Source organism: Halorubrum aethiopicum (assembly GCF_001542905.1).
GTDB classification, from domain to species: Archaea; Halobacteriota; Halobacteria; order Halobacteriales; family Haloferacaceae; genus Halorubrum; species Halorubrum aethiopicum.
The window spans coordinates 2,842,385-2,866,967 of sequence record NZ_LOAJ01000001.1 but is presented as its reverse complement, the minus strand read 5'-3'; the positions used below and the strand labels follow the sequence as shown (position 1 = coordinate 2,866,967).

The 24,583-nt window shown below is 71.5% G+C and carries 21 protein-coding genes and 2 pseudogenes; 18 read left to right on the top strand and 5 right to left on the bottom strand.

Going from position 1 to position 24,583, the window contains the following annotated elements; genetic code table 11:
* Positions 1-17 precede the first annotated feature (17 nt).
* The 3 genes from AXA68_RS13710 (at position 18) to AXA68_RS13700 (ending at position 3,177) form a co-directional block, all read left to right on the top strand.
* Complete coding sequence (locus tag AXA68_RS13710) at positions 18-1,400, top strand: MFS transporter (RefSeq protein WP_066417879.1); 1,383 nt, start codon at positions 18-20, stop codon at positions 1,398-1,400.
* 189 nt (positions 1,401-1,589) lie between these two features.
* Positions 1,590-2,066: a 50S ribosomal protein L11 gene (locus AXA68_RS13705; protein ID WP_066417877.1), complete on the top strand. Its 477-nt coding sequence runs from the start codon at positions 1,590-1,592 to the stop codon at positions 2,064-2,066.
* 121 nt (positions 2,067-2,187) lie between these two features.
* Positions 2,188-3,177 carry a carbohydrate kinase family protein gene (locus AXA68_RS13700; protein WP_066417875.1) on the top strand — a complete coding sequence of 330 codons (990 nt, stop codon included), beginning with the start codon at positions 2,188-2,190 and terminating at the stop codon, positions 3,175-3,177.
* Positions 3,178-3,241: 64 nt separating this feature from the next.
* On the opposite strand, the gene AXA68_RS13695 is transcribed toward AXA68_RS13700, so the two are convergent.
* On the bottom strand, positions 3,242-3,577 hold the full coding sequence (locus AXA68_RS13695) for a DUF7113 family protein (RefSeq protein ID WP_066417873.1): 336 nt from the start codon (positions 3,575-3,577) through the stop codon (positions 3,242-3,244).
* A gap of 119 nt (positions 3,578-3,696) precedes the next feature.
* On the opposite strand from AXA68_RS13695, the gene AXA68_RS13690 reads away from it, so the two are divergent.
* Positions 3,697-5,583, top strand: a complete 1,887-nt coding sequence (locus AXA68_RS13690) for an ATP-binding protein (RefSeq protein ID WP_066417871.1) — start codon at positions 3,697-3,699, stop codon at positions 5,581-5,583.
* Between the two features lie 112 nt (positions 5,584-5,695).
* A complete protein-coding gene (locus AXA68_RS13685) occupies positions 5,696-6,163 on the top strand; it encodes a universal stress protein (protein WP_066417868.1) in 468 nt (155 codons plus the stop codon).
* Positions 6,164-6,248: 85 nt separating this feature from the next.
* Here the strand turns inward: AXA68_RS13685 and AXA68_RS13680 are convergent.
* A pseudogene (locus AXA68_RS13680) lies at positions 6,249-6,533 on the bottom strand (transcriptional regulator); the annotation flags it as partial.
* Positions 6,534-6,747: 214 nt separating this feature from the next.
* On the opposite strand from AXA68_RS13680, the gene AXA68_RS13675 reads away from it, so the two are divergent.
* From AXA68_RS13675 to AXA68_RS13660, 4 genes are all read left to right on the top strand, one after another.
* The gene (locus tag AXA68_RS13675; protein ID WP_066417865.1) at positions 6,748-7,350 is read left to right on the top strand and encodes a TetR family transcriptional regulator C-terminal domain-containing protein; all 603 of its coding nucleotides are present in this window, start codon (positions 6,748-6,750) and stop codon (positions 7,348-7,350) included.
* Between the two features lie 146 nt (positions 7,351-7,496).
* On the top strand, positions 7,497-8,951 hold the full coding sequence (locus AXA68_RS13670; protein WP_066417862.1) for a sulfatase: 1,455 nt from the start codon (positions 7,497-7,499) through the stop codon (positions 8,949-8,951).
* Entirely contained in the window at positions 8,952-9,380 is a 429-nt protein-coding gene (locus tag AXA68_RS13665) for a GtrA family protein (RefSeq protein ID WP_066417860.1), read from the top strand.
* 74 nt (positions 9,381-9,454) lie between these two features.
* On the top strand, positions 9,455-9,979 hold the full coding sequence (locus tag AXA68_RS13660) for a YqaA family protein (protein WP_232745139.1): 525 nt from the start codon (positions 9,455-9,457) through the stop codon (positions 9,977-9,979).
* A gap of 53 nt (positions 9,980-10,032) precedes the next feature.
* Here AXA68_RS13660 and AXA68_RS13655 read toward each other — a convergent pair whose 3' ends face one another.
* Positions 10,033-10,413 carry a DUF7522 family protein gene (locus tag AXA68_RS13655; RefSeq protein WP_066417858.1) on the bottom strand — a complete coding sequence of 127 codons (381 nt, stop codon included), beginning with the start codon at positions 10,411-10,413 and terminating at the stop codon, positions 10,033-10,035.
* A 125-nt stretch (positions 10,414-10,538) separates the two neighbouring features.
* Here AXA68_RS13655 and aglJ point away from each other — a divergent pair, with 125 nt between their 5' ends.
* The 6 genes and pseudogenes from aglJ to purK all read left to right on the top strand — a co-directional run bounded on the left by aglJ (position 10,539) and on the right by purK (position 17,100).
* On the top strand, positions 10,539-11,597 hold the full coding sequence (gene aglJ / locus AXA68_RS13650) for an S-layer glycoprotein N-glycosyltransferase AglJ (protein WP_080505264.1): 1,059 nt from the start codon (positions 10,539-10,541) through the stop codon (positions 11,595-11,597).
* A 54-nt stretch (positions 11,598-11,651) separates the two neighbouring features.
* Positions 11,652-12,755: pseudogene (locus AXA68_RS13645) on the top strand (AI-2E family transporter); the annotation flags it as partial.
* A gap of 175 nt (positions 12,756-12,930) precedes the next feature.
* Positions 12,931-14,088, top strand: a complete 1,158-nt coding sequence (locus AXA68_RS13640; RefSeq protein ID WP_066417856.1) for a cell division protein FtsZ — start codon at positions 12,931-12,933, stop codon at positions 14,086-14,088.
* 45 nt (positions 14,089-14,133) lie between these two features.
* On the top strand, positions 14,134-14,877 hold the full coding sequence (locus AXA68_RS13635) for a hypothetical protein (protein ID WP_066417854.1): 744 nt from the start codon (positions 14,134-14,136) through the stop codon (positions 14,875-14,877).
* A 64-nt stretch (positions 14,878-14,941) separates the two neighbouring features.
* Positions 14,942-15,859 (top strand): NAD(P)-dependent oxidoreductase, encoded by a 918-nt coding sequence (locus tag AXA68_RS13630; RefSeq protein ID WP_066417846.1) that lies wholly within the window; start codon positions 14,942-14,944, stop codon positions 15,857-15,859.
* Positions 15,860-15,930: 71 nt separating this feature from the next.
* Complete coding sequence (gene purK / locus AXA68_RS13625) at positions 15,931-17,100, top strand: 5-(carboxyamino)imidazole ribonucleotide synthase (RefSeq protein ID WP_066417837.1); 1,170 nt, start codon at positions 15,931-15,933, stop codon at positions 17,098-17,100.
* 34 nt (positions 17,101-17,134) lie between these two features.
* Here purK and AXA68_RS13620 read toward each other — a convergent pair whose 3' ends face one another.
* Together AXA68_RS13620 and AXA68_RS13615 are read right to left on the bottom strand one after the other, a co-directional pair.
* Positions 17,135-18,856 (bottom strand): histidine kinase N-terminal 7TM domain-containing protein, encoded by a 1,722-nt coding sequence (locus AXA68_RS13620; protein WP_066417836.1) that lies wholly within the window; start codon positions 18,854-18,856, stop codon positions 17,135-17,137.
* Positions 18,857-19,032: 176 nt separating this feature from the next.
* Positions 19,033-20,574, bottom strand: a complete 1,542-nt coding sequence (locus AXA68_RS13615; RefSeq protein ID WP_066417833.1) for a hypothetical protein — start codon at positions 20,572-20,574, stop codon at positions 19,033-19,035.
* A gap of 124 nt (positions 20,575-20,698) precedes the next feature.
* Between AXA68_RS13615 and ligA the strand changes: the two genes are divergently transcribed.
* The 3 genes from ligA (at position 20,699) to AXA68_RS13600 (ending at position 24,285) form a co-directional block, all read left to right on the top strand.
* Positions 20,699-22,591, top strand: a complete 1,893-nt coding sequence (gene ligA / locus AXA68_RS13610) for an ATP-dependent DNA ligase LigA (protein ID WP_066417830.1) — start codon at positions 20,699-20,701, stop codon at positions 22,589-22,591.
* Positions 22,592-22,654: 63 nt separating this feature from the next.
* Positions 22,655-23,518, top strand: coding sequence for a hypothetical protein (locus tag AXA68_RS13605; protein ID WP_066417827.1), 864 nt, complete (start codon positions 22,655-22,657; stop codon positions 23,516-23,518).
* Between the two features lie 35 nt (positions 23,519-23,553).
* A complete protein-coding gene (locus tag AXA68_RS13600) occupies positions 23,554-24,285 on the top strand; it encodes an MBL fold metallo-hydrolase (RefSeq protein ID WP_066417826.1) in 732 nt (243 codons plus the stop codon).
* Positions 24,286-24,583: the final 298 nt, after the last annotated feature.

Below are 24,583 nucleotides of genomic sequence, written 5' to 3'. Positions count from 1 at the left end.
ACGCGGGCCCGTAACCGATGGCCCGGCTCCCCTCGATCGGCCTCCCACGGCTCCCGCCCGTGCTGCTCGCGGTGATCGCCAGCACGTTCTTCGTCGGGTTCGGCGGGGGCGTCGTCTTCCCCATCCTCCCGAACCTCGGCGCGGTCCTCGGCATCTCCGCGTTCATGGTCGGGGTGATCCTCTCCGCGAACCGCTGGGTCCGGCTCGTGGCCAACGCGCCGGCGGGAGCGCTCATCGACCGCTACGGCACCCGGAAGCCCTTCGTCGCCGGGCTGTTCATCGAGGGGATCGCCACCCTCGGCTACGTCGTCGCCATCGCGCTGCCGTCGGCGGAGTCGCTCCGACCGTTCGCGACGGGGCTGCCGACGGGGTCGATCGGCCCGCTCGTCGTCGGCCCGAGCGAGTGGTTCGCGGCCCTCTCGGTCGCGGTCGCGCCCGAGGCGTGGTTCCTGCTGGCGCGCGTCCTCTGGGGCGTCGGGTCGGCCGCGGTGTTCGCGACCGCCTACACCATCGCCGCGGACGTCTCCGACAGCGGCTCGCGGGGGACGAACATGGGCGTCGTGCGCGGCGGCATCACGATGGGCTTTCCCGCGGGGCTCGTCCTCGGCGGCATCGTCTCCTCGCTCGCGGGCAACGTCGCGGCGTTCGTCGTCGCCGCCGCGTTCGCGCTGCTCGCGAGCGTCGTCGCCTACCGGCTCGTCCCCGAGACGCACGTGACGACCGACGGCGAGAAGCGGTCGGTCAAACCGTGGGAGATCGACACCTCGACGCCCGCCGTGACGGTCGGGCTCGTCAACTTCGGGCTGATGTTCGCGTACATCGGGGCGCTGTTCGCGACCCTCGTGTTGTTCCTCGCCGAGACGGACATCTCGCTTCTGGGGCTCGCCCCGCAGGGGACCTCGGGGCTGTTCATGGCCGGAACCGTGATCTCCGCCGCGGTGTTCATGTTCGCCGGCGGGCGGGTCTCCGACTCCCGCGAGTCGCGGACGCCGATCCTCTTGGCGTTCCTCGCCGTCTCCTTCGTCGGCTTCCTGCTCCTGGCGCGGGCGGGCTCGTCGCTCGAACTCGGGGTGGCCTGCGTCGCCATCGGGGCGGGACAGGGCGGGACGAGCGGCCCGATGATGGCGCTTTTAGCCGATCTGACGCCCGACGAGCGGATGGGTCGGGCCTCCGGCACCAACAACGTCTTCGGCGACATCGGTGGCGGGCTGGGGCCGATGGTGTCGCTCCCGCTCGTCGAGACGGTGGGGTTCGCGCCGATCTACGCGGCGTGTGCGGCCGTGCCGCTCGCCGCCGGGATCGCGCTGCTCGTCGGCGTTCGGCGGGAGACGGGGACGTTCGTCCCCGGTCGCGACGCCGGCGAGGCGACCGGCGGGGAGGCCGCCCCGAGCGAGGCGTGAGCCGCGCGCCGGGGTCGCCGCGGGGGCGGTCTCACGGTTCCGCCGGTGCCCTTCGCGTCGCCGCCGGACCGCCCTTCGCGTCGCTGACGGCCCGCCCTTCGCGTCGCCGCCGGACCGCCGTATGCGAACCGCTCGCGCCCGCTGGTTCAAAGAACAACCGTTAAAAGTCATCGGCGGGTTCGTACGGACATGGCTGGAACCATCGAAGCGCTCGTCCCCGGCGGGCAGGCCAACCCCGGTCCGCCGCTCGGTCCGGAGCTCGGCCCGACGCCGGTGGACGTGCAGGAGGTCGTGAACCGGATCAACGAGGAGACCGCCGCGTTCGACGGGATGGAGGTCCCCGTCACCGTCGAGTACGAGGACGACGGCTCCTTCACGATCGACGTCGGCGTTCCGCCGACCGCGGAACTGATCAAGGACGAGGCCGGCTTCGAGACGGGCTCCGGCGAGCCCCAGGAGGACTTCGTCGCCGACATGTCCGTCGAGCAGGTGAAGAAGGTCGCCGAACAGAAGTCGAGCGACCTGCTGGCGTACGACACGAAGAACGCCGCCAAGGAGGTCGGCGGCACCTGCGCCTCCCTCGGCGTCACCATCGAGGGCGAGGACGCCCGGACGTTCGACGACCGCGTCGACGCCGGCGAGTACGACGACGTCCTCGAGGCGTAACGCTCCGGTTCCCCCACGCTTCCTGCGGCCGTTCGCTCGTTTCCGATCCGGTACCGGCGAGCCGCCGGCACCGACCGTCCGAACCCGAACCGACTTCCTCCTCCCGGCCGGACGGAGGAACATGACTCGACTCCTCGTCGCCGGCGAGACGCTGGTCGACTTCGTTCCGGAGGGCCACGGCGCGCTCGACGCCGTCGAGACGTTCCACCGTCGCGCCGGCGGCGCGCCCGCCAACGTCGCGGTCGGGCTCTCGCGCCTGGGAGAGCCCCCGCTGTTCTGGACCCGCCTCGGCGACGACGCGTTCGGCGACTACCTCGCGCGGACGCTCGCCGAGGAGGGCGTCCGGGAGGACCTGATCGAGCGCGACGCCGACGCCGACACGACGCTCGTCTTCGTCGGTCTCGACGCCGACGCGGACCGGGCGTTCAGCTTTCACCGGAACGGGACGGCCGACACCCGGATGCGGCCGGGGGCCGTCGACGACGAGGTCCTCGCGGGCACGGAGTGGGTCCACGCCGGCGGGGTCGTCCTCGCGGACGACCCGAGCCGCACGGCGACGTTCGACCTGCTCTCACGCGCGAACGAGGTCGACGACGCGGTCGTCTCCTTCGACCCGAACGCCCGCCCGGAGCTGTTCGAGGGCACGGACTTCGCCGACGCCTGCCGGCGCGCGCTCGGTCTCTCGGACGTGGCGAAGGCGACCGTCGAGGACCTCGTCGCGGCGGGGATCGCGGAGCCGGACGCGGACGACGGCGACGCCGCGGAGCTCGCCCGCGCCGTCTGTGATCTGGGACCTCACACCGCGCTGCTCACGCGCGGCCCCGACGGGGCGCTCGCGCGGGCGACGCCCGACGCGCCGTGGAACCCGACCGACGAGCCGCTCGTGGTCGAACACGGGGGGTACCCGGTCGACCCCGTCGACACCACCGGCGCGGGCGACGCGTTCACCGCGGGCGCGGTCGCGGCGCTGTCGGCCGGCGAGTCGCTCTCGGAGGCCCTGGCGTTCGCGAACGCGGTGGCGGCGCGGTCGACGACCGCGAAGGGGGCGATGACGGCGCTTCCGACCCGCTCGGAGGTCGAGTCGCTCCGGGAGACGAACGGGTCGACGTAACGAGCCCGAAACGGCGGCCGGGCGGAAGCGGCGTCGCAGTGGGGACGACGGGCGGAAGCGACGATCAGGCCGGATCCGCCTTCGTCACCGCGACGTCGACGTCTCCCGGATCGACGCCGATCCGCGCGAACTGGGTCCGGACGTGCTCGCGGGCCGCGGACACCGCCCGGTCGCGGGTGTCGAAGCCGCGCGGCATCGGCTCCTCGAACGCGACGCGGATCTCCGAGCCGTCGACGAGCAGGGCCGACCCGCCGCTCTCGACCTGGTAGAAGGAGTCGCACACCCAGACGTACGCGGCGTCCTCGTCCGGCGCGCCCTTGTACGTCGGCGGGTCCTCGCCGCGTTCGAACACCGTCCCGGTGAGGTCGGTCCCGCCGCCGCTGCCGCGAACGAATATCATGTCCCCGATAAGGTCCCCACCGGTAAAAGCCGTCCGCGGCCCTCGGGGGCACGCCCGCCCGGGCACGCGGCCGACGCGCGGGGGGAAACGCTTTCGGCGTGGGCGACGGTGACTCGGACATGACTCTCGAGGACTTCACCGAGTACACCGACGAGGGCGGCGGCGACGCCGACGCGACGGAGGCCGACGGCGGATCGGCGACCGGAACCTCGGACGCCGAAGACGCCCCCGACGCCGGGGACACCGCCGCCGCGGTCTCCCCCGACGCCGGAGACACCGAGGACGCCGGGAGCGACGACTTCGCCGCCTACGACGTCGACCCCGCCGGCAGCGACGCCGGCCTCGGGGTCGTCTCGGTTTCGCAGGGGCTCCGCGTCTCCGAGGAGGAGGACGACACGGCGCTCAAGGCGTTCGTCACGACCGGCAACCGCGACTCGGTGCGGCTGGGAAAGTACCTCCTCGTCCCGTATCCCGACGGCGAGCGGCTCTTCTCGCGGATCACGGCGCTGGAGTACGCCCAGGAGTTCCAGTCCGACGACGCCACCGAGATCCACGCCCGCCGGCAGATGCGCCGCGACGACTTCGCCGAGCGCGACTACAAGTTCATGGCCGAACTCGAGCCCATGTCGGTCGTCTACGACGACGCCGACGGGATGAGTCGGCGGATGACGGACCGGGTTCCGAAGCCGGGCGCGGTCGTCGAGGAGGCCGCGGACGACGCGGAGATCAAGACCGGGCTGAAGATCCCCGAGGAGGGCGTCTTCCTCGGTCACCTCTCGGTCGGCGGCGAGAAGGTGCGGACCGCCGCCGAGCCCCCGACGGTCGACTACCGGATCACGGACGACTACGCCGACGGCGACCCCCTCGCGTTCAGACACACGCTCGTCGCCGGCGGGACGGGGTCGGGGAAGACCCACGCCTCGAAGAACGTGCTCCGGCAGTACCTCGACCCCGACCGGACGTATCCGATGGACGACGGCCGCGAGGCGCGGATGGCGGTGGTCCAGTTCGACCCGCAGGACGAGTACGCCCAGATGCACGACGACAACCCCGCGATGGATCCGGAGACCGCCCGGCGGTTCGAGCGCGAGGGGATCGCCCACGGCGGCCACGACGACACGGTCGCGCTGGTGCCGAAGGTCCCGAACGCGACGTACCCCGGCGAGGGCCACCGCGCGGAGCGGGTCGAGTTCACGATCCCGTTCTCGATGGTGAACGAGTACGACATGCCGTGGCTCGTCGCCGGCTCCGGGCTCAACGAGAACCAGTACCCGGCGCTTTTGACGCTGCTCAATCGGTTCTTCTCCGACTACGGCGACTCGGGGACCTACAGGGAGTTCCTCTCGTATCTCGACGACCCGGCGCTCAAAGAGGAGCTCGACGAGTCCGGGCGGATCCACGAGAAGACGTTCGAGGCGGTCATGCGCCGGGTCCGCGGCGTTCCCGGCGGGGTCTTCGACGGGGACGCGCGGCCGATCACCGACCTCGATCACACCCTCGTCCGTCCGGGCGGGCTCAGCGTCGTGCCGACCTACCACCTGCCGACCTCGAGACAGAAGGAGATCGTCGTGCTGGCGGTCTCGGCGATGCTCGTCGGCGACAAGCTCTCGAACGACCCGCGGAGCGACCGGGTGAAGGAGACGCCGCTTCTGATCGGGATGGACGAGGCGCACAACTTCCTCGCGGACGCCGACAACGTTCAGGCGCGCAAGGTGGTCGACACGTTCACCGAGGCGGCCAAACAGGGCCGCAAGGAGCGGCTCGGGCTCTTCTTGATCACGCAGGACCCCCAGGACGTGGCCGAGTCGGTGTTCAAACAGGTGAACACGAAGATCGTGTTGAACCTCGGCGACGAGGACGCGATCCAGAGCGTGAACATCCCCTCGAACCTCGCGGGCAAGGTGCCGTACATGGAGAAGGGCCAGATGGTCGTGTACTCGCCGGACAACTCCGAGCCCGTCGAACTGATCGGGCTGTCGACGTGCGTGACCCGCCACGGGGAGTGAGCTGCGAGGAGCGAAGTGCGGGCGGCGAGCGGAGCGCGACCCTCGTGAGACGCGTTTCCGCCGCCGAAGAACCGCCGCCGCGCTTTTGAGGGGACCGTGAGAACCGCCGGACATGGCCAAACGGATCCTGGTGGCGGTCGACGGCTCGGAGGAGGCGGTCGAGGCGCTCCGGTTCGCGGCCGAGGAGTGGCCCGACGCGGAGCTGACGGCGCTTCACGTGATCAACCCGGCCGACTCGACGACCGGCGTCGACGGCGGGTTCCCCGGCGCGGTGGACCAGTGGTACGACAGCGCGAGAAAGCGGGGCGAGCGGATCCTCGCCGACGCGACCGACGCGGTCGACCGCGACGTGGCGACTCGACTGGAGGTCGGCCGGCCGACGACGACGATCCTCGACGTCGCCGACGGCGAGAAGGAGGCCGGCGGGAGCGAGGAGAGCGGCGAGGACGAGGACGCCGAACCCTTCGATCACGTCGTGCTCGCGAGCCGCGGGCGCACCGGGCTCTCGCGGGTCGTCCTCGGGAGCGTCGCCGAGGGCGTCGTCCGGCGCGCGCAGGTGCCGGTGACGGTCGTGCGCTGATCTACGACGGGTCGTCCGGCTCCGCGGCCCCGTCTCCGGGGCCACCCTCGTCCCCGGCGTCACTCTCATCGCCGGCGTGGTCCCCCTCGCCGGCGCGCTCCGCGGCGACGACCGCGCCGAGCATCGACCAGCCGTCCTCGTCCGGCCCGGAGCGGCCGAGGAGGACCCGCTCGTTGTCCTCGGAGGTGACGAGCCGGAAGGCGGCGTCCGCGTCCGCGTCGGTTCGGACTCCCTCGCCGCGGAACTCCCGCCGGAAGAACTCCGTCGAGGAGAACTCGTAGACGCCGGTTTCGCCGGAATCGAGCTCGAGGCGGATCGGGTCGGGCTGGACGTTGTGGATCCGCTTGGCGACCGGGTGGAGATCGGGCATGTCCGAGGGTTCGTCGGGCCGAGAATAAAGACCCGGGACGCGTTCGCGTCCTCGATCGGTTGTCGGTTACTGACCGATCGGTCAGACGCCGTGAACACGGACGCGTCCGCTCGAGGGCGACACGACGGTGTACGGAACCGATCCGGTGTGGCGGCTCGGGGATCCTGACCGTGGAGTCAAAACGGTTATGCGGCGGGGGAGAGAGGGTGCGGTAATGGCCGACGCGCCGGACCGGTCCGTCTCGGACGCGGACGAGGAGATCATGCGTTCGACGTATCGCGCCCTGCGCGAGCACGGGTACGCGGACCTCACGATCAAACGCATCGCCCGGGAGTACGGGAAGTCGACCGCGGCGATCCACTACCACTACGAGACGAAGGAGGACCTGCTCGCGGCGTTTCTCGAGTACATCCTCGACCGGTTCGTCGAGGCGATCCACGACGTCGAGACCACCGACCCGGAACGGCGGCTGGAGCTGCTCTTGGACAAGCTGCTCGTCGACGCCGAAGAGCACTACGACCTGCTCGTCGCGATGCTGGAGATGCGGAGCCAAGCCCCCTACAAGGAGGCGTTCGGCGAGCGTTTCCGGCGGAACGACGAGTACGTCCGGTACCTGCTTCGGACGGTGATCGACGACGGGATCGCCGAGGGAGTCTTCGCGGACGCGGACGCCGAACACGTCGCGAACGGGCTCATGACGGTCGTCGACGGGGCACGCACCAGGGCGGCGGTGTTGGAGGACCCCGAGGAGCTCGCCGCGGCGCGGCGCGTCGCCGACGAGTACGTGGACGCAGTGCTTCGGAAGGGGGGCGAGTGAGATGGCGGCCGGCTCGACCCGTCCCGCGGCCGGATCCGCGAGGCGGGCCGTCGGCGGTACCGAAAGGGTAAAAGCCGAAACTGACCATGGTACAGCCATCGTGACCGCGTTCTCGACCGGAATCTCGACGGGGGTGTCATCGACCCGTGGGTGACCCCGACGTCTCGAACGTCGTCCTCGTCACGGTCGACTCGCTCCGGGCGGACGCGGTCGGAACGTACGACGAGACGCGATACACGCCGGTCATCGACTCGCTCGCCGACCGTGGAACCGTCTTCGATCACGCCTTCGCGACGGGCAACTGGACCCCCTTCTCGTTCCCGTCCATCCTGGCCTCGAAGGACGTGTTCACCGGCACCGGCGACATCGGCGTCGAGGGCGCGTCGACGCTCGCGGGGACGCTCGCCGACGCCGACCTCTCGACCGCCGGATTCAACGCCGCCAACGGCTTTCTCACCTCCCACTGGGGATACGACGACGGCTTCGACGAGTTCGAGCCGTTCGTCGCCAGCGTCGGGTCGAGCGTCTACAGCCGCTACCTCGCGACCCACCCGACCGTCGAGGCGTGGATCCAGCTCGCGACGTCGCCGCTCAGGCGGGCGGGGTCGTGGATCCGCGGCGAGACCGACGACCGGCCGTTCCTCGACACCTCCCGGATGTTCGACGTGGAACACGCCGCGACGGAGTTCATCGAGGGAGCCGACGGCCCCTTCTTCCTCTGGATCCACTACATGGACGCGCACACCCCGTACGTTCCGGCACCGAGGTACATCCGCGAGGTGTCCTCGAACTGGCTCGGGACCCACCGGATGCTCCACGCGCACACCCGGACGGGGCTCGGGCTGGACGTCGACGACCGGACCCTCGAGGAGCTCCGGACGCTGTATCAGGCCGCCGTCCGCCAGATCGACGCCAGCGTCGGCCGGGTCCTCGAGACGCTCTCGGCGGCGGGCGTCGACGACGACACCGCGGTCGTCCTCGCCGGCGACCACGGCGAGGAGTTCCAGGAGCACGGGCACCTCGCGCACTACCCGAAGCTGTACGACGAGCTGATCCGGGTCCCGCTCGTCGTCGACGTCCCCGGAGCGTCGGGCGGGCGGGTCGACCGGCAGGTCGGCCTCGACGCGATCCCGCCGACCGTGACCGATCTGCTGGGCGTCGACGCGCCGGCGGAGTGGACGGGGACGAGCCTCGCGCCGACCGCGATCGACGGCGAGGAGCCCCCCGACGAGCCCGTGGTCTCGGTCACCGTTCGCGACGAGGAGGTCACCGCACAGCCGATCCCCCGATCGCTCGAGGACGGGGAGCTGTACGTGAGCGTCCGCGACCGCGAGTGGACCTACATCGAGAACGTCGACGCCGGGACGACCGAGCTGTACCACCGCCCCTCGGACCCGCTCCAGGCGACCGACCGCTCCGTGGACCCGACCGAAGACGACCGGGCGGTCGTCGACCGGTTCGCCCCGCTCGCCGAGGCGCACGCCGAGGCGGTCCGCGCCGGCGGGCGCGGGGGGGACGGCGGGGACGGCACGGGCGAGGAGGGGGACGGGTCCGTGGACGAGGACCTCAACGCTCGTCTGGAGGCGCTGGGCTACCGATAGATGGTCCGGTCGCTCCTTCGCGGTCTCGTCTACGGGCCGCTCGCCGTCCAGCTCCGGCGCTTCGTCACGGTCGGGCTCGTCGCGTCCGCGGTCCAGATGGCGCTTTTATGGCTCTTCGTCGACGCCGCGGGACTGAACTACCTGCTCGGCGCGACGATCGCCATCGAGATCACGATCGTGTTCTCGTACGTCCTCAACAACGCCTGGACCTTCCGCGCCTCGCGGAACACCGGCCGGATCGGGTACCTCTCGGGGCTGCTCAAGACGAACCTGGTCCGCGGTACCGCGATCCCGATCCAGCTCGCCATCCTCTTCGCGCTCGTCGAGTGGGGGGAGATCATGTACCTCGTCGCGAACGCGGTCGCGATCTTCCTCAGCGGCCTCTACCGATACGTCCTTGATGCTCGATGGACGTGGGGTGACACGTGAGCTCCGTGACGCCGCTCGTCCCGCTCGTCTCGTCCCTCCCGCTCGCCTCGGCTCCCCCGCTCGCGGTCGACGGAGTGCTCTCGGCGTTCGGCGGGGGCTTCGAGTCGCTCGTCGAGTCGGCGACGGGCTGGCCCGGCATGGGCATCGTCTTCGTCTACTCGTTCCTGATCGCGTTCGCGCTCCCCGGCCCGAGCGAGGTCGTCCTCGTCGCGCCGATCGACCTCGGGCTCCCGCCGTGGGCGCACCTCGGGAGCATCATGCTCGTCAGCGCGACCGGGAAGGCGGTCGGCAGCCTGTTCGCGTTCCACATCGGCCAGGAGGTCAAGCGGTCCGGCCCGGTCGTCCGGTGGCTCCGGCGCTCGCGGTGGAACGTCATGGAGTGGTCGGAGAAGCGGTCGGTCGAGCTCGCCCAGCGGTACGGCTACGGCGGCCTCGCGATGGCGCTGTCGGTCCCCTTCTTCCCCGACACCATCTCGATATACGCGTTCGCGGTCCTCGAGCGCGACTACACCCGGTTCGCCGTGGCGACGTTCCTCGGGAGCCTCGGTCGGCTCGTCGTCACCGTCGCGTTCGTCGGCGGGCTTTTCACGGTGTTTTGAGCCGGCGCGGCCGAAGGCCTTCAACCGCCTTCAATCGGATCGAACGAGCGAACTCAGACCGGATCGAACGAGCGGAGGATCTCCGCGAGCGCGCTGGCGAGCTCCTCGAAGCGGTCGATCTCCATCGAGTCGGTCGTCACCCAGACGCCGTGGCCGTTGGCGATGACGCGGGTGAGGTAGCCGTTCTCGAACACCCGGACGGTGAAGAAGTAGTCGCCGAGCTGCGTGTTGGCGTACAGCGACTGCGCGTGGAAGCCGTGTCGCTCGCTCTCGGCGAACCCGACGAGGTCGGCGGTCCGGCTCAGGTCGCTGCGCAAGTAGAGCTGTTCGACCATCTCCTCGGTGAAGTACGTGAGGCTCCGGAGCTCGTCCCCCGTCGCGGTCCGAGCCGCGCTGAGCAGTTCCTCGGTGTGTTCTTCGAGTGCCTGTGACATGCTACCACGTATGTCGGAGGCATACATGAGAGTATGGGTCGTCCCGCCTTTTGCGACCGCGGGTCCGACCGCGTCTCGCGATCGGAGGGACAGAGTTTAGCGACTCGGCCGACATCGCCCGGACGATGAGCGACTTCGACGACGTCTGCGTCCTGTTGCCCACCTTCGAGGAGGCCGAGACGGTCGAGGCCGTCGTCTCCTCGTTCCGGGAGGCGGGACTCCGGGAGGTCCTCGTTATCGACGGCGGGTCGACGGACGGCACCCGCGAGCTCGCCCGCGAGGCCGGCGCACGCGTCGTCGTCCAGTCCGGCGAGGGCAAGGGCCAGGCGATCCGCGAGGCCGTCCGCGATCACGTCGATTCGCCCTACGTCCTGATGGCCGACGCCGACGACACCTACGACGCGGCGGACGCCGAGGCGATGTTGACGCCGCTCTTCGAGGGGGAGGCCGATCACGTCATCGGGAACCGCTTCGCGGACATGCGCCCCGGCGCGATGACGCGGCTGAACCGCATCGGCAACCGGATCATCAACGGGGCGTTCCGCGCGATCCACGGCGAGGACTACGAGGACATCCTCTCCGGGTACCGGGCGTTCACCCGCGAGTCGTTCCGCCGACTCAACCTGACCGCAGACGGGTTCGGCGTGGAGACCGAGATGGCCGTCGAGTGCGTGAAACAGCGGGTGGCGGTGGCGGTCGTCCCCGTCACCTACCGGCCGCGTCCCGACGGCTCCTCGACGAACCTCCACCCGGTCCGCGACGGCGGCGTGATCTTTCTCGAGTTGTACCGGAAGGCGAAGACCAACAACCCGCTCTTCTACTTCGGGAGCGTCGGCACGGTGTCGACCGCCGCCGGGATCCTCATGGCCGCGTTCGTCCTCTACCGGTGGATCGTCTTCGAGGTCGGCCACGAGATAGTCGCGGTCGCCGCGACCGGCGCGATCATCCTCGGCATGCAGCTGCTCGTGTTCGGCGTGCTCGCCGACATGATCCTCTCTCTCCACCGCGAGCAGCTTGACCGACAGGACCGCGTCGTCGAGGAGCGGCTGGCGTCGACGGACGAGGCGGGGAACGTAACGAGCGGTCGATCCGACGGGACCGACGACGGTCGATCCGACGGGACCGACGACGGTCGATCCGACGGGACCGACGACGGGCTCGCGGCGGAGTCGGCGGGAGACTGAAGCGAATCTCGAACCCTCCACATCGTTTATGTTCCGGGTCGAACACGTCCACGCATGGACGAGAAGCGTTTCGTCGTCGCCCTCTTCGGCCTCACGGTCGCCCTCATCGCCGGCTACATCGCCTACCGCTTCGTCGCCGCCCTCACGGTCGCCGTCTTCCTCTACTACTCCACCCGCCGGTTCTACCACGACCTCGAGCGGCTCCGGCTGCCCCCGCGGATCCGGGCGGTGACCGCGCTCTCGGTGATAGCGGTCCCGCTCATCCTGCTTTTGAGCTCCGCGGTGGTGCTTCTCGTCGTCGAGACGCGGCGGTTCCTCGAGGAGTTCCCGCTCGCGGAGACGCTCGGCGAGGGGAACCAGTGGGTAGAGCGCCTGACGGAGCTGTCGAACCTCTCTCTCGGGAACGTCGTCGAGGCGTACCGCTCCGGGCAGTTCGACCCGCTGATCGACTTCCTCCTCGACAACGCCGCGCTGTTGACGAACACGGTCTCCGGACTCCTCTTGAACCTCCTCATCACCGTCGTGGTCACCTACTACCTGCTCCTCGACGGCTCGAAGTTCCACGAGTGGGTGCTCCGCTTCGACGACGACGCGATCGTCCGCGAGTACTTCGAGGCCGCGGACGCGGAGCTCGAGGCGGTGTTGTACGGGAACCTGCTCAACGTCATCGCCATCTCGATCATCGCGATCGCGACGTACACCGGCTACAACGTGGTCGCGCCCGAGGCCGTCGCCGTTCCGTACCCGACGCTCGCGGGAGCGCTCACCGGCATCGCGAGCCTGATCCCCGTCATCGGCATGAAGATCGTCTACCTGCCGCTGGCGGCGGTGACGGCGGTTCCGACGGTCATGGGGGGTGACACCGGGCTGTTGGCGTACGTCGTCGGCTTCCTCCTCGTGGCGGTCGTCGTCGTCGACACGATCCCGGACATCGTGTTGCGGCCGTACTTCAGCGGGAAGACGACCCACGTCGGGCTGTTGATGCTCGCGTACATCTTCGGCCCGGTCGTGTTCGGCTTCCACGGCCTCTTTCTCGCGCCGATCGTGTTGGTGCTCGTGTTGACGTTCGGGGACACCGCGCTGCCCCGCCTGCTCGGCGTGGAGCCGGAGGACCCGGCGGAGCGGCTCCCCGACGGCCAGCGCCGCCTCGACGAGTTCGCGTGGACGGTCTCCGGCGACGACGCGTCGGACGCCCCGGACGCGTCCGGCTCGGCGGCCTCCGGCGCGTCGGATTCTCCCCGGGACGACGACGACTGGCCCGGCGTCCCCGGCGACCGCGACCGCCCCGCGGGCGGCCGAAGGTCATAAATCCCCGTTCGCCGACCGGGGACGTATGCGCGTACACGTCATCGGCCTCGGCGGGGCGGGCGGCCGGATCGCGGACCGGCTCGCGGCCGACCACGACGGGGATCCCTTCCTCCACGGCGTCTCCGCGTTCGACACGGACATGGCGGCGCTCGACTCGCTGGAGGCGCTCGGCGAGGAGCGCCGGTACCGGTTCGGGGACGCCGCCGGCGGCGACGGGCTCGACGGCGACCTCCACGCCGGCCGGGAGCTCGGCGAGGTCCACGCGAGCGAGCTCGGTCGCGCGCTCGACGACCAGCGCCCGTCGCTCGCCGAGGCGTTCCTCCTCGTCGTCGGGGTCGGCGGCGCGGCCGGCGGCGGCGCGGCCCCGGCGCTCGCCGCGGAGCTCGAGACGCTGTACGACGCGCCGGTGTACGCGGTCGCGGTCCTCCCGACGCCCGCCGAGAGCGACCCGAACGCGGAGACGGGGGCGACACCGAGGGACGGCGACGAGGGGGGCCCGAGCCCGCGACGGCCGCTCGCGGAGCGGAACGCGGCCCGGACGCTCGGGGCGCTCTCGGAGCGGACGGCCGCCGTCTTCCCCTTCGACACGGACGCGTGGCTCGGCGGCGGCGAGACGGTGGCGGACGCTCGCGACCGGCTGAACGGGGTCGTCGCCGACCGGATCGCGGCGCTGTTCGGGGCCGGCGAGGGCGACGAGGACGCCGTCACCCCCCAGCAGGTGCTCGACGCCAGCGACGTCGCCCGCGCGGTCGGCGACGACGGGGAGATCGCCGCGCTGGGCTACGCGACCCAGGCGGTCGAGTCCCCGAAGACGGAGTCGCGGTTCGGACTCGGGCTGTTCGGCTCCTCGGAGCCGGAGAAGGTGGACACGAGCGCCGCGGTGTCGGCCGTCGAGACGGTCATCCGGAAGGCGACCCGCGGGAAGAACACGGTCGAGGTCCCCGAGGGCCGCGCCGACCGGACCCTGCTCGTCGTCGGCGGGCCGCCCGCCTGGCTCAACCGGGAGGCGATCGCCGACGGGCGGCGGTGGCTCGCCGAGGAGACCGGCTCCGGCGCGATCTTGAGCGGGGACGCGCCGGTCCCCGACGGCGAGGCGGTGTTCGCGATCGTGTTGCGGTCGGGGATCGACGAGCCCGAGCGGATCCGCGAGATCCGCGCGTCGATCCCGGATCGAACCGAGTAGTTCCCGACCGAACCGGTTAACCCCGTTCGTCGCCCCCGTCGGGACGTGAGTTCCCCTTCCGAGACGGCCGGGCTCGGCATCGACCTCGACGTGTCCGACGCGGAGGCGGTGGCGGACCGGCGCGACGAGTTGGTCGCCGCGGTCCGCGACCACGCCGGTGGGATCGCCTACCGGCTCGCGAAGCTCCAGGGCGGCGACTACGGCCGGGAGACGCTGGAGACCGACGCCGGCGAGTGGACCGTCAAACACGAGGCCGGCGAGCTGGAGTTCCTGCTGTTCTCCCCGAAGCGCGGCTCGGACACCTACGTCGTCTCGACGAAACAGCCCCCCGATCCCGCGGGGCTGTCGGCCGCCCTCGAGGACTACCCGAACATGGTGGCCGCCTGGAACGCGTACGTCGACTCGCTGTCGGGCGTGCTCGACGGCGTCTCCGCGGAGTTCCCGGAGCCCGCCTCGACCGACGGGGTCGTCGCCGAGCGCGACCGGGTGCTCGACTCGATCCGCGAGACCTGCGGCGTCATCGCCGGCGAGGTGTACCGCTACGAGGGCGACGAGTACGGGACGTTCACCGCCCGCGTCGGCGGGGACCGCTGGGAGCTGAAGTGGGAGGAGGGATCGGTGTCGTACCTCCGCGTCGGCGGCTCCGGCGGGCTCTACCTCCTCTCGCAGTACGAGGCCCCCTCAGCGGCCGACGTGCGCGAGTACGCCGAGCCGTTCGCGGGCTTCGTCGAGGCGTACAACGAGTTCGTCGAGGAGCTGGAGAGCGACCTCGCGACCGTCTCGGTGTAGCGTCCGGCGAGGCGGAGACGGCCGCCGGGATCAGGTTTATGCGCCGTTCGACGACACGGGACGTATGGCGACAGCCACCGCCGGATTCGTCGGACTCGGTATCATGGGCCTGCCGATGGCGAAGAACCTCCTCGACGCGGGGTACGACGTCGTGGGACACAACCGCTCGGCCGAATCGGTCGGGGAGCTCGTCGCGTACGGGGGCGAGGACGGGGGATCGCCCGCGGGCGTCGCCGAGCGGAGCGACGTCGTCTTCCTCTGTCTCCCCGACTCGCCCGCGGTCGAGGACGTGGTGCTCGGCGAGGGCGACGAACCCGAGCCGGTCATCGACGGCGTGACTCCCGGAACCACTCTCATCGACCACTCGACCATCTCGCCGACGGTCGCGGAGGCGGTCGCGGAGCGGCTCGGCGAGGCGGGCGTCGACGTGCTCGACGCGCCGATCTCGGGCGGCGAGTCGGGCGCGATCGAGGGCACGCTCTCGATCATGGTCGGCGGCGACGAGGACGTCCTCGAGGAGTGGCGGGACGCCCTCGAGGTCATGGGCGAGACGGTGACGCACTGCGGGCCGAGCGGGGCGGGACAGACGACGAAGGCGTGTAACCAGATCGTCGTCTCCGCCCAGATGGTCGCGGTGAGCGAGGCGCTGGTGTTCGCCCACAACGCGGGCGCGGACCTCCAGGCGGTCGTGGACGCGATCAGCGGCGGCGCGGCGGGGTGTTGGACGCTGGACAACCGCGCCGAATCGATGATCCGCGGCGACTTCGATCCGGGCTTCTTCGCGGAGTACCAGTACAAGGACCTCCGGATCGCGACGGACGCCGGCGAGGCGTTCGGCTCGCCGATGCCCCAGACCGAACTCGCCCACGAGCTGTACAAGTCCATGGTCCAAAACGACATGGGCCGCGACGACAACTCGGGCGTGATGCAGGTGCTCGAGATGCTGGCGGGCGAGGAGGCGCGGGTTGACGACGGGAACTGAGATCCACGAACGTGGGTATCGATCGGCGTATTCAGGAATATTTATTCGTCGACGTGCGATATTCCGGGTAGATGTCGATCACCCTGCCCGGCCCGACCCTGGGCGTCGTCGGCGGCGGACAGCTCGGACGGATGCTCGCGGAGGCGGCCTCGCCGCTCGGCGTCGACGTGGTCGTCCTCGACCCCACACCGGAGTGTCCCGCCTCCGGGGTCGCCCGCGACCAGATCGTCGCCGACTTCGACGACCCCGAGGGGATCCGCGACCTCGCCGCGCGCGTCGACGCGCTCACCTTCGAGATCGAGCTCGCCGACCCCGACGTGCTGGCGGCGGCGGGCGCGGAACACGACGTGCCCGTCCAGCCGGACCCGGCGACACTCGAGACGATCCAGGACAAGCTGGTCCAGACGGAGGCGCTCGCGGACGCCGGGATCCCCGTGCCGGAGTTCGCCGCGGTCGCGACCGCCGAGGGGCTCGAGCGCGTCGTCGAGGAGTTCGGCGGCGTCATGCTCAAGGCCCGCCGCGGCGGCTACGACGGCCGCGGGAACGTCCCGGTCCACGAACCCGAGGAGGCGGCCGACGCGCTCGCGGACGTCGGCGGCGACGCGATGGCCGAGCGGTTCGTCGACTTCGAGCGCGAGATCGCCGTGATGGGACTGAAGGGGGCCGACGGCGCGACCCGGACCTACCCCGTGACGGAGACGGTCCACCGCGAGGAGATCCTCCGCGAGAGCGTGGCTCCCGCCCGCGCTGACGACGACGTGATCGCCCGCGCCGAGGCGGTCGCCGAGGACGTCCTCGACTTCCTCGACGGGCGCGGCGTCTACGGGATCGAGCTGTTCGAGACCCGCGAGGGCGACGTGCTCGTCAACGAGATCGCGCCGCGCCCGCACAACTCCGGTCACTGGACGATCGAGGGGACGCGGACCTCGCAGTTCGAGAACCACGTCCGCGCCGTGCTCGGCTGGCCGCTCGGCCCGACCGACCTCGTCGCGCCCGCGGTGACCGCGAACGTGCTCGGGGACACGGACGGGAGCCGGCCCGCGACCCTCCGCGGCGTCGAGACGGTCCTCGACGCACCGGACGCCTCGCTCCACTGGTACGGCAAAGAGGAGGCGCGCCCGCTCCGGAAGATGGGCCACCTGACGCTGACCGACGAGGGCGCGGAGCCGGAGTCGGCCGCCCGCGACGCGCTGTTGTCGCGGGCGCGGGAGTTTCGCGCCGGGCTGACGTTCCGCGAGTAGGCGGACGCCCGCGTTCGCCCGTCCGAACCGGCGGTCACGGCGGCTCGGGGGGCGTCCCGATCGCCTCCTCACCGTCTCCGGATCCGGCGAACTCGACGCCGACGACCTCGAACCGCGCGCCGCCACCCTCGCTCTCCGTCGCCTCGATCGACCAGCCGTGGGCCTCGACGACGTCGCGGACGATCGTCAGCCCGAACCCGGTCCCCGACTCGCGCGTCGTGAACCCGACGTCGAAGACGCTCTCGCGCTCGTCCGCGGGGATCCCGGGGCCGTCGTCCGCGAGGAAGAACCCGTCCGGAAGCCCGCCGACGGTCACGGTCACCGGCCCGTCGGCGTGGTCGCGGGCGTTCCGCAGGAGGTTGTCGAGGACCTGCCGGAGACGGGCGCGGTCGGCGAGCACGACCGCGTCGGCGACCGCTCCGTCGACGACCACCGCGAGGTCGTCGTCCGCGATGTCGGTCTCGACCGCCTCGAGCAGCTCTCGAAGCGGGACCGGCTCGAAGTCGGTCACGGTCTCGCCCCGCCTCGAGAGCTGTAACAGGTCCTCGAGGAACTCGGTCATGCGGTCGACGGTGTCGTGGATCCGCTCGAAGTGCTCCGGATCGCCCGTCTCGCTCGCGAGCTCGGCGTACCCGGAGACGACGGAGAGCGGGTTCCGGAGGTCGTGTGAGACGACCCCCGCGAAGGCGTCCAGCCGCTCGTTCCGCTCCTCGAGGGTCCGGCGCTGCTCCTCTATCGTGGTCACGTCGCCGATCAGGACGACCCGGCCGTACGTCTCGCCGCCCCGCTCCAGCGGCGACCGGCTCAGTCGGAGGAACCGCTCCCCGTCGGGGCCCTCCCGGGTCGCGAGGACGGCGTCGTCTTCGGCCTCGAGCCGGTCGTACTCCGGGAGCTTCGTCGAGACCGGCGCGCCGATCGCCGCCTCCCGCTCGCCGACGACGCTCTCCGCCGCCGGGTTGACGTCGACTATCGTCCCGTCGGCGTCGAGGACGACCACGCCGTCGTCCATCTCCGCGAGTACGACCCGCGAGGCGATGGGCGTCAGATCGAAGAGCCGGTAGCGGAACACGGCCACCCCGAAACACGCCGTCGAGAGCGACAGCGAGACGGGAGTCAGGTTCACGGCGGCCGTCCCGAACGGCGGCACGGAGAGGACCTCGAACACGTTCAACGCGAGCGGGACCAGCGCTCCGCCGATGAGCAGCCCCGCCTGCCGTCTGATCCGCTCGCCGGAGCGGAGCGCGTGCGCCACGACGAGCGCCGCCCCGGCGACGACCGCGACGTACGAGAAGGCGAGATGGAGGTGGTACGCCGGCCCGAGCGTCGTCTCCAGCCGCGTCAGCGACCCGGCCGTGACCAGTTCGGCGTCGACGAGGACCAGCGAGTACGGGTTCGCGAAGAGCAGCGCGACCAGCGCGGCGGGGATCGCCGCCAGCGTCGCGCCGACCGCCGGGGTGAGCCGGTCCCCCCGGCCGGTGTACGCCAGCGCGAACGCCAGCCACGCGGACGGGGTCGCGGCCGCGCCGACGTGTAACAGCCGGTAGGCGAACAGCTTCGCCTCGAGGCCGGTGCTCGCGATCTGGATCGCGTACGTCGCGGCCCACACCGCCGCCGAGAGACAGAGGACGACGAACGTCGTGACCGTGCGGTTCCGGCGCTCCGCGGGAACCGACAGGATCGCGTACCCCGCCCACAGCGACGCCACGAGCGCGGACAGAAAGAGCAGGAGAACGTACGGGGTCGACTGCCACGGCATGTGATCGTCTCTACCGGATCCTCTCCCGTTCGATACTTAAGTGGGCCGACCGCGCGGTCCCGCCGTCCCCTTCGGGGTTCGGTCGTCGTGTCGTCTCCGGCCGGCGTTCAGTCGCCGCGTCGTCTCCGGCCGGCGTTCAGCGGCCGCGTCGCCGTCGGTTCCCCGATCCGCCCGCCTCACCACTCGGAGAAGCCGCCGTGGATGAGGGTGTCCGCCTGTCGTTCGATGTACGCCCGCTGGGTGTCGTGGACCGCGTCGGCGAACGGTTCGCCCGCCGCGAGCCGCTCCCGGACGCCGGCGCGCTTCCAGTCGGCCGGAGTGACGCCGGCGTCGACCCGGTAGCGGAGGGGAGCGAGCCACGACTCCGCCTCCGACTCCGAACAGCCCGCGGTCCGGAGCCCGGCGGCCGCGTGGTCGAGGAGGTCCGCGTACATCGTCTCGGCATCCGTCGTGTGCTCGCCGTCGTAGCCGATCCACTCCATGTCGGCGTCGAGGCCGTCGGCGACCGCGGCGTAGAAGTTGTCCCGCGCCGTCTCCCACTCGAGCCCGATGACGGGGTGTTCACGGCGCGGCAGCGCCCCCATCAACCCCGCGAACGCGGCCTGGAACGCGATCGAGTCCCGGACGGTCGGCTGGGCGGGAACCGGGCGGAACTCGATCCGGGCGTTCGCGCTCGAGCGGCTCGCCCCCTCGAACACCGGGCGGACCCACCGCCAGTAGGTGCCGTGTTTCGTCCGGAAGGTGGCGAAGTCGTCGTCGAAGCGGTCGGTGCCGGACGGTTCGGGCATGGGGACGAGCGTCTCGTCGCCGGCGATCCGGTCGACGGCGGTCTCGACGTCGTGGAGGTCGCGCGGGAACCGGACCTTGTCGGCGTCGGTTCGGGCGTTGAGCACGGACTCGAACACGTGGACGCGGTTCTCGGTCGCGCCCTCGGTCAGGATCCGCTCCGCGTCCCAGCCGTCGTCGTAGAGGTCCGGCGGGAGCAGCGGCGAGTTCACGCCGAGGGCCAGGAGCGGTCCCGCGATCCGGAGCGCGTATCGGAAGTGAACCGGCAGCGTGTCGGCCTGGGCGACCTGGTAGTGCGGCTGGATCGAGGTGATGAGGCTCTCCGGCATCACCGTGTCGGCCTCCAGCGTGACGCCCGGGGCCGAAAGCGTCACGGGCGCGTCGTCGCCGGCGTTGGCCATCGCGTGGTAGCGGACGGCGTCGCTCATGTTCGCCGCGACGGTCACGCCGTCGAGGTCGACGCTGTCGGTGAGGTACTCGCGGGCGGTCTCGCCCGCCGGCGGGATGGTCCAGACGCCGTCGGAGACGAGCCGCATCCCCTCGACCTCGGCGGTGTTCTCCGCGGCCTCCAGCCGGGCGCGGACCTCCGCGAGCTGCGCGCGCAGGCCGTGATCCGAGAGGGGTTGCGGGCTCGTCGACATCTCCGCGTTGTGGAGCCCGAGCTCCTTCTCGAAGCCCATCAGCTCCAGGAGCCTGCGGGGCACGCGCATCAGGGCGTACTCGCCCGCGCGGGACTCCTCGCTCCAGCGGCCGTCGGCGACCGCGTAGAACTCGTACTCGAAGCCGACGATCGACTGGTGGTTGTCGAACGCCCCGTCGTGTAACCCCTGTTTGACGACCTCCGCCTCCTCCTCGGCGCGCGCGGCGAACGCCTCCGCGTCGACGGCCAGCGCCTCGTGAACCCCGTCGGCGAGGGTCGACTCGGTACTCATGCGATGGCCCGACGGCCTGCGGTTATAAAAGAGCCCCGACCCGGAGCGATCCGGTTCGCTTCCCGCTCGTCGGCCGCTCGTCCCGCATCGGCGCGTTTTTGCCCGCCGATCGCCGAGCCGGGGTATGGAGTTCGCCGCGTTCGCCGAGCGGATGGAGGAACTGGAGGCCGAGCCGGCCGACCTCGAGACGACGGCGATCGTCGCGGACCTGCTCGTCGACGCCGGCGACGACCTCGAGACCGTGACCCGCTTCCTGCTCGGGCGGACGTACCCCGCACACGACGACCGTACCCTCGATATCGGCCCCGCCTCGTGTCGGGAGGCCATCGCCCGCGCGGCCGGCCCGAACGTCACCGCCGACGACGTGGAGGCGCGGCTCGCCGAGCGCGGGGAGATCGGCGCGGTCGCCGCCGGCTTCGACTTCGGCGGCCAGCGGGGGCTCTCGGCGTTCGGCGGCGGGAGCGACCCGCCCTCGGTCGCGGAGGTGGACGGGACGCTCCGCGAGCTCGCGGCCGCGACGGGCGAGGGGAGCGAGTCCCGGAAGGTCGACGCGCTGTTCGGGCTGTTCAACCGGTGTGACCCGGCGGAGGCGAAGACGCTCGCGCGGCTGGTGCTCGGCGAGATGCGGGTCGGCGTCGGCGAGGGCACCGTGCGGGACGCGGTCGCCGAAGCGTTCCTCGCGGAGCCCGACGACACGGACGACGAGGCGGAGGACACGACGACCGCGCCCGCCGAAGGGGACGAGGAACCGGCGAACGCGGCCGATGAAGACGACGAGGACGACGCGGACGACGAGGATGACGCGGACGACGAGGACGCCGCGAATCGAGCGACCGACGAGGCGCGCGCGGCCGTCGAGCGCGCCCTCCAGGTGACGAACGACTACGGCCGGGTCGCGCGTCTCGCCCGCGAGGAGGGGCTCGAGGGGCTGAACGCCGAGCGGATCCGGGTCGGCAGGCCGGTCCAGGCGATGCTGGCGCAGGCGGGGACCGCGGCCGACGCGGTCGAGTCGTTCGGGGAGGTCGCCGTCGAGACGAAGTTCGACGGCGCGCGCGTCCAGGTCCACTACGCGCCGGGGCCCGACGGCTTCGGGCCGCGGCTCTACTCGCGGAACATGGACGACGTGACGGAGGCCCTTCCGGAGATCGTCGAGTACGTGGCGGACCGCGTCGACGCCCCGGTCGTCCTCGACGGGGAGGTCGTCGCCGTCGACGACGACGGCTCGCCGCTCCCGTTCCAGGAGGTGCTCCGCCGGTTCCGCCGGAAACACGACGTGGACCGGATGCGCGAGGCGGTGACCTGCCGGCTCCACGCGTTCGACTGCCTGCTCGCGGGCGGTGACACCGAGCGCGCGGACGCGGACGACGGCGACGACGCCCCCGAGGACCCCGAGGAGCTCCTCCAGCAGCCCCTTCGTGCCCGGCACGACCGGCTCGTCGAGGTCCTCCCCGACGCGGCGGCGGACCTGCGGGTCGTCGACGACGCGGCGGCGGTCGCCCGGATCGAGTCGGCGGCCCTCGAGGCGGGCCACGAGGGCGTCATGCTGAAGAACCCGGCGTCGGCGTACACGCCCGGCGACCGCGGGCGCGACTGGCTGAAACGGAAGCCGGACGTCGAGACGCTCGACGCGGTCGTCGTCGGCGCGGAGTGGGGCGAGGGTCGCCGCGCGGAGCTGTTCGGGACGTTCCTGCTCGCGGTCCGCGACGGCGACGGCTACGAGCCGATCGGGAAGGTCGCGACGGGCCTCTCCGACGAGGAGCTCGAGGAGCTCACGGAGCGGCTGGAGCCGCACGTCGTCGCCGAGTCGGGAACCGACCTCCGGATCCGGCCCGAGGTCGTCCTCGAGGTCGGCTACGAGGAGATCCAGACGTCCCCGACGTACGGCTCCGGCTACGCGCTCCGGTTCCCCCGGTTCGTCGGCGTCCGCGAGGACAAGTCCGTCGAGGACGTCGACGCCCTCGAACGGGTCGCGCGGCTCGCGGACGGCGGCAGCGAGGCCGGCGACGACGCCGAGTGAACCGGGCGGCAGCAGTACGGACCACGCGAAAGCCGCTTCCGGGTCGGTCCCGTAGCCGCCCGTATGCCCGATCCCCTCGGCGACGCGGCGCGGCGGCGGCTCACGGAGGCGGCGGCGAGCCGCCTCGCGGCGCGCGGATACGACGTCACCCGTCCGGGGACCCGAGCGGAGCCGCCGGCGGTCGCTGTGCGGGACGAGGAGCGCTTCGGGATCGAACCGCTCACCGACGCCGACGCGACGCCGACGACCGTCGCCTCCCGACTCGGGCACGCGCTCGAACGCGACCGTCGCGCCCTGTTCGTCGTCACGGACGACGGCGTCGCGTCCGCGGTTCGGTCGCTGCTCACGGACCCGCCGCTGCTCGTCGACGAGGCGGACGGCCGCCGGACGTTCCACGAGGGACCCGACCGGATCCCCGTCGACACCGGATCGATCCCCGGAGCCGCCAGGGGATACGCCTGCGTCCGCGTCGACGACCTCGACGGCCCCGACGGCGTCTCGCGGGGATCGGACGCCGACCCGACGTTCCGCTGGCGCGAGACGGACACGCCGGCGGGACCGGTCCCGTCCGTCGGCGGCGTCGACGCGGCGTCGACCGGTCCGGACGGTCGACCGAGCGTCCCGCGACTGGTCTGTGAGGTCGACGATCGGGTGGTGGCGGTGCTCGGCGGCGTGGAGAGCCTCCGAACCCCGCCGGCCGGAGCGTTCCCGTACGTCTACCGTCGAGACCCGGCGGACAAGCGGTTCCGCGTGCGTCGCGGCGACGACGGGACTGTCGTCGAGACCGCGAGCGGCTTCGCGGCGATGCGCGCCGCCGGGTTCGTGCCCGTCCCGATGCCGCTCGTCCCCGAACACGTCGTCGGTCCGGCGGCCGGCGTCGAGGGGGCGTGGGAGCTCGTCGTCGGCGACGGGGCCGAGGACGGATAGCCACGCTCAAGGGGAGACCGACCGGATCACGCGACATGACCGTCAGATACGACGACCTCGCCGTCGAGTGGCTCGGCTACGCGACCGCCCGCGTCTCCGCCGGCGGCCCGGTGGTGTACACGGACCCCGGTCGATACGGCGTCCTCGACGACTACTGGGCCCGCGACGGCGACGTCGTCCTCGTGACCCACGACCACCACTACGACCCCGCGGGGATCCGCTCCGTCGCCGACGCGGACGCGACGCTCGTGATCTACGAGGGCGTCGAGCCCGACCGGATCGGCCGCGACGTGGAGCCGATCGAGGCGCTCGCAGCCGACTACGACGTGGTCCGCGTCGACGACGAGGCCCGCGTCGATGTCGAGACCGACGACGGGACGGTCCCCGTCTGGACGGTGGCCGCGCACAACGAGCCGGACGGCCCCTGCGCGAGCGACGACGGGACGGTCCCGCACCCGGAGGGCTTCGGCTGCGGTTTCCTGTTCTCCGTCGGGGACCGGACCGTGCTCTGGCCCGGCGACGGCGACGCGCTCGACGCGCTCGCCGAACTCGACGTGAGCGTCCTCCTCGCGAACATCGGCGGCGGCGGGATCGTCTCCGACCGTCACGCCGCCGCGGACCTCGCCGAACGCATGGCTCCGGATCTCGTCGTGCCGATCCACTACGACGCCTTCGACGACCTGGAGGCGGACGCCGAGGCGTTCGCCGCCGACGTCGCCGCCCGATCGATCCCGGTCGCGCTCGACGAGCGGTCCGTCGACGGTTGAGCATCGCCCCCTAGAGGTGGGACCGTTCCGAGAGCGCCGCGAACGCCGCGTCGGTCGCGAAACGTTCGGCCGAACGGTACGTCCCGACGGGAACGTGAACCGCTCTGTGGGTTCGTGTAACGTTTCGTGTAATAACCATCACGGGTGCGTGTGGCGCGTCGGAGTCCGTGCTAAATGCCAACGTATCGCCCTCAGCCGACGGATGATGCCCGAAATCTGTGAGAAAGAAGTAGTTCACACGTTCCGTCCAGGACCGATCGTATCAGTAATCATGGCCAACGCTTATAATGGTACTCGA